This window comes from Methanocalculus sp. (genome assembly GCF_029762515.1).
Classification (GTDB): domain Archaea; phylum Halobacteriota; class Methanomicrobia; order Methanomicrobiales; family Methanocorpusculaceae; genus Methanocalculus.
Window position 1 is genome coordinate 1 of record NZ_JARVGN010000127.1, and the last position, 5,429, is coordinate 5,429.

Here is a 5,429-nt window from a genome sequence, read left to right on the forward strand (position 1 = left end):
GTGCCCGGATCGCTGCCTGTGCTCCTGGTCCCGGACTCCGCTGTTTGCCGCGGCCGGGTGCCCTGACCTTTACATGCAGGCCGACGAACCCTTTGTCACGGACAGCCTGTGCCACATTGATTGCCATCTGCATTGCTGCATAGGGCGAACTCTCGTTCCGTGCCTGCTTCACGACCATGCCGCCACTGCTCTTGCAGATAGTCTCTGCACCGGAGAGATCGGTCACGGTGATGATCGTGTTGTTAAATGATGCATAGATATGGGCAATACCCCATTTGTCATTCTCAGCTGCCATCTTCAGACCCTCACATTATTGATACGGCCCCGCTCGGGGTTGCTCTCCTTTGCAAGCGAAGATGTTCCATAGTAGCTGATCTGATCCTCTTCGGCTCGTGGAACCATGTATCCCGGAATTGACATGCGCCTGCCGTTGATTGCGATGTGACCATGGTTGATCAGCTGGCGGGCCTGTTTTGGTGAGCGGGCAAGTCCTTTCCTGTAGACGATCGTCTGGAGACGGCGTTCAAGGATATGGCTGACTTTCAGTGAGAGCACATCGTCGATGGTGGCTCCTGCACTGACAAGGGCATATCTCTGGAGGTGCTGGAGCAGCTCTTCGCGGCGTGCCTCAACCCGTGCCTCTTCAATACCGCCCGAGCTCATTGCAAGAATATCCCTTGCACCCTGCCTGTGGCGACGGAGGATGTGGGTTGCCTTCCAGATCTCCTTTTTGTTCCTGAGTCCAAACGTGATTGCAATATTCCGTTCGTCTTCAATCCGCGCCTTTTCAAAACGGCGTTTTGGAGACTGGTACTGCTTGTGGTTCTTTCCTGGATATCCCATATGTACTCACCCCTCACTTCTTCTTCTTGGATACGCCGACCGTTGTTCCGGTTCTTCCGGTTGCCTTGGTCCGCTGTCCGCGTACCTTCTGGCCGGTCTCATGCCTGATGCCCCGGTAACAGCGCATCTTCTTCATGATATTGATGTCCTCATCAAGGGTGAGGGAGACATCGACACCGAGGAGGTGACGGGGTTGTCCGGTATAGAGATCTTTTGGTCTGTTCATCATCCAGGTCGGGACTGTCTCTACGTACTCGTCCACAGCTGCGCGGATCCGGTCAACCTCTTCATCAGAGAGCTTTCCCATCAGATCATGGGTGTTGACGCCGGCCTTGCGTGCCAGAACGAGCGCGGTGTGGATTCCCACGCCCTTGATGCCCGTCAGTGAGATCTGGACCTGCTTGGTGCCGTCGAGATCGGTATTACTGACGCGTACGAAGTAATTCAGTTCGGATTCTTCCATGTTTTATTCCTCTTATTCTCCTTGGAGCGCTGAGGGAGGGATTTGAACCCTCGAGTCCCAGGGGGACACAGGTTTAGCAAACCTGCGCCATACCAGGCTTGGCTACCTCAACAGAGTCATTTCGCATCTTTCGACACTCGCAGTGCGTGAATAGACACCGCTCCATAAAGTGAGTGCTCTATACTATTGGAAGAAAAGGGTATTAATGGTTATGGGTTGGCATCCTTTCTCTGCCGCACACTGCCTGAGGAGACGAGTGCTGAGGTCATGATGGGGATGGCGATAGTTGCATCGCAGAAACACTGGACACGGGGGCAGGTGATCGCTTCTTTTCCCCAGCTTATCGCCTCTTCAAAGGTGCATCCTGAAAGCCCTCCCCAGTGGGGGGCGTCTGTGGTGAACTGGATGGCATAGGCATGGCCGCCGAGATCGCTCTTATGAATGGATGCAATCACCTGTGTCTGCTGGATGAAGTTCTTCGGAACGCCGCCGCCAATATAGACGACACCGGTCTTCTTTGCCTTCTCGACGATTCGGGTGATCTCATCGGTATCTGAGATCTGATCAATATGTACGCTTGTTCCTGCTCTCCGGGCCATAACCATGCTGATCCCAATGGATGAATCTGCGAGTGCAGGGACAAAGATGGGTATGCCTTCCCTGGCACAGGTGGCGGTCAGGGACCGGCCCTCCGGCCTGGTCTCGATGAGCCATTCTCCAAGCCGTTTGATCAGCTCGCGGCTTGAGCCCTGGAACGGGGCGATCGAATCGATAAAGTCAGCAACCTGCTGATCGACATCCCTGAACTGTTCTTCATAGGCAAAGACATCATAGATGCGATCGATCCCCTTCTCAAAGAGTGCTGCATCATCGACATGGTGATGGCCCCGATAGTGCCTGATACCAAGATGCTCGCAGATGTCATGGAAGATATTTGCGCCTGTTGAGACGATAACGTCAATGAAATGCCGCTCAGCAAGCGTAATAAGGCATTCCTGCATACCTGCAGGGACCATCGCACCTGAGACGCCAAGAAGGATTGTGCAGTCAGAATCGGCAATCATCTCTCTCCAGATGATGTACGCTTCACCCAGTTTTCGTCCCTGAAAACCGGTTCTGCTCATCGAATCGAGGAGATCGGCGATCCGCTCGGTTGGTTTCACCGGAGTGGTGGGGGTCAGCTCCATGCCAGTTACATTGCTGCGTGAAGTATTAAATGCAGGGATGAAGGCGAAAAACGATCAAAAAAAAGATGATGATCAGAGTGCACTGATGATCGATCTGCGGGTTACGAGGCCGATCGGCTTCTCATCATTTGTTACAAGTACAGTACTGATATTCTTCTCGGTCATCAGGTCGATGATCGCCCCGACCGGTGTTCCCATTGGAACGGATGTGACGGGCGTGCTCATGATATCCTGTGCAATCAGGTTCCGAATCCGGTTGTCATGATGCTTCACCTCGACCATCTCCTTGAGCTTTACAAGGGCGAGGGCGAGATCGGTCTCGGTGACGATACCAAGGACGCGTCCGTTGTCATTGACAATGAACCGGGTTGCCGAGTCATCCACCATTCTCCGGTGAAGGTGGACGATCCGATCCTCTGGAGAGATTCTGGGTGCGAGCTCGATGACATCCTCAAGCGGGCAGTCTGGTCTCATGACCTTCAGCAGATCGCCCATTGTGACCATTCCGATCAGCTTATGTTCTGCATCCAGAACAACCACAATCTTATAGTTCTGGAGGAGGGGGATGAGAAGATCGATATCCTGGTCGGGATATGCGAAGGTAAAGTCCTCTTTAACCACATTTGCAACATGGATCTGGGTTGGAGGGATGGCTCCGGTCTTCTTGCTGCCGATCTTCTCGGCAATTGTCCGGCGTGATGCGGTTCCGATGACCTTGCCCTGGTTGGTAACGATGATCGGATCTATCCCTTCGCTGAGCATCCTGTCAAGCGCCTCTGTGATGAGGGCTGATTTCGCAATACTGACAGGTTTTGACATGATGTCTTTGATGGTTGTTTTCGTCGTCATTGTGCTACCTCTTTCAGTATGTCATCCCTTTTTAATATGCCTTTGATCTCACCGGCTTCTTCGGCGATGATACTGTTAATATGGTGCTCTCTCATCAACGCAATCGCACTTGATATCGATTCAGCCGGATTGATGGTGATCACAGGCCTCGACATCACATCTTCTGCGATCCCGGACAACTGCCGGACATGCCGCCGGTTCTTGGGTCCTCCGGATTCCTCCTTTCTCAGGTGTACAATATCCCGCTCCGGCACACCGTTCTGGTCGAAGGAATCGAAGAATGCTATGTTTGACTCGGTGATCACCCCGGCAAGCGTCCCGTCATTGTTGATCACCAGGATCTTGTCGTTCCTCTCCCTGATGAGATCAATGACGTGATTGAGCGAATGGTACCGTGAAACAGTCAGCACATCCTCCATGATATCGCCGACTGTTGAAGTGATCTGGTCAACCTCTCCTGATGCCATGATGTCGGTTTTCGTGATGATCCCCTCGACATGCCCACTGGCCATAACCGGAAGCCCGCTTACATCATGAGTAAGCATCATCCCTGCGGCTCTGGAAGCCGGAAGATCCGGTGTTACCGTAATTGGATCCTTCCGCATCATCACCTCAACAGGAATCCTGTCGATCGGCCTTCTCCTCCATATGGGGTCATGCTGCCGGAAACCATATGCAATATCCTTCTTGGTTATGATTCCGGCAAGTCTCTCATCATCCATCACGAGGAGCCGGGAGATCTTATGTCTCAGCATCAGGTTGCGTGCATACGCGATGTTCTCCTGCGTATTGACAACATAGACCGGGGCTGACATTATCTCTTGTACAATCATGGTGCATCACCTCGATGCGAGTGTTCTGACAAGGTCAAATTCTGTGATCATCCCGATAAGCCGGGCATCTTCTGTGACGGGGAATGCTCCGATGCGCTTCTGCACCATCTCCCGTGCAATGTCATTGATACTCTTGTCAGGTGTCGTTGTCTGGAGAGACCCCGTCATGATCGATCGGATCGGTAGCGCTGTAGCCTCACTCACATCTCCTGACTGGATCGTCCTGAAGACTTCGCCGGAGCCGACATACTTCATGATGTCGGTAGCCGTGACGATCCCAAAGAGGACATCACCCGAGACGACCGGGAGTCTTCTGAAATGGTATTTATTCATCTGCCGGGCAACATCGGCAATTGAGCAGTCGGGATTGGTTACCCGCGGGGATTCAGACATCACATCCTCAACCGAGAGGAGGCTCTGGCCCATAAAGAGGGCTTTTAAGAGGTCATGCTCGGTCACCATTCCGACAACTTTCGTCTCATCATCGATGATCGGTGCGCCGCCATGTCTTATATTGACGATCAGGTCGATTGCGTCGTCGATATCATCAGTCTCACGGAGTGTCATCACCTGTTCGGTCATGATCGTCCTGAGGTTCTCATTAATCGCAGAGAGGAAATTACCCTTATGCTTGGTTTTTACCAGGTTGTACCGGTCCCCTCCTCCCATGAAGTCGACAATATCAGATACCGTGATGATGCCCCTGAGCTGGCCGCTCCCGGCATCGGTAATCGGCAACCTGCGGAATCCCTCACGTGTCATCGTTGCGACACCATCGCAGATACTCATCGTCGGAGGAACACTGACAACGTTTGCAGTAGAAATGGCCATGATCCCGCCCTTCCTGTCTGCCGGGCGCGATTTGAATTCTATCGGGCCCCGATTCAACTTTCCCTGCATCATTAGGTGGCGTTCACCTTTGTTCTGGCCTGTTGTATTCTCATGCATGGTGATCCCTTACGTTTTTTGTACAAGGTTCTTCAGGACATCATGGCGATCCAGAATGCCGACGACAGTCCCGTCATCGACCACAGGAATGCGGCTGATGTCATGGGTGACAAGGAGGCGGGCAGCTTCGGAGACCGTGGCGTCCGGACTCGTTGTAAACACCGGTGTTGTCATGACGCGGGATATGGATGTTTTTGTACTGTTTCCAAATGATCGCCTGATACTGCCGTTTTCAATAAGGTCGCGGCGTGATATGATGCCGATCAGCTTCCTATCGGAAAGGACAGGGAGTGATGCATATCCACT

General features: G+C 52.7%; 8 protein-coding genes and 1 tRNA gene. All 9 read right to left on the reverse strand.

The genetic code is table 11. From position 1 onward, the window contains the following. A partial coding sequence (locus tag QCH34_RS05875; RefSeq protein WP_300331598.1) for a 30S ribosomal protein S11 occupies positions 1-295 on the reverse strand: 295 nt, incomplete at its 3' end. Between the two features lie 2 nt (positions 296-297). Then, entirely contained in the window at positions 298-843 is a 546-nt protein-coding gene (locus QCH34_RS05880) for a 30S ribosomal protein S4 (protein ID WP_300331601.1), read from the reverse strand. A 13-nt stretch (positions 844-856) separates the two neighbouring features. Next, complete coding sequence (locus QCH34_RS05885; protein ID WP_300331604.1) at positions 857-1,306, reverse strand: 30S ribosomal protein S13; 450 nt, start codon at positions 1,304-1,306, stop codon at positions 857-859. 27 nt (positions 1,307-1,333) lie between these two features. Further along, positions 1,334-1,418 (reverse strand) — tRNA-Ser (locus tag QCH34_RS05890). Between the two features lie 97 nt (positions 1,419-1,515). Next, positions 1,516-2,493, reverse strand: coding sequence for a deoxyhypusine synthase (locus QCH34_RS05895; RefSeq protein WP_300331609.1), 978 nt, complete (start codon positions 2,491-2,493; stop codon positions 1,516-1,518). A 72-nt stretch (positions 2,494-2,565) separates the two neighbouring features. Then, positions 2,566-3,342, reverse strand: coding sequence for a CBS domain-containing protein (locus QCH34_RS05900; RefSeq protein WP_300331614.1), 777 nt, complete (start codon positions 3,340-3,342; stop codon positions 2,566-2,568). After that, positions 3,339-4,175: a CBS domain-containing protein gene (locus tag QCH34_RS05905; RefSeq protein WP_300331620.1), complete on the reverse strand. Its 837-nt coding sequence runs from the start codon at positions 4,173-4,175 to the stop codon at positions 3,339-3,341. The genes QCH34_RS05900 and QCH34_RS05905 overlap by 4 nt, the downstream gene beginning before the upstream one ends. 6 nt (positions 4,176-4,181) lie before the next feature. Further along, the gene (locus QCH34_RS05910) at positions 4,182-5,123 is read right to left on the reverse strand and encodes a CBS domain-containing protein (RefSeq protein ID WP_300331624.1); all 942 of its coding nucleotides are present in this window, start codon (positions 5,121-5,123) and stop codon (positions 4,182-4,184) included. Between the two features lie 9 nt (positions 5,124-5,132). After that, positions 5,133-5,429 (reverse strand): CBS domain-containing protein (locus QCH34_RS05915; protein ID WP_300331629.1); only part of this gene is annotated, 297 nt, incomplete at its 5' end.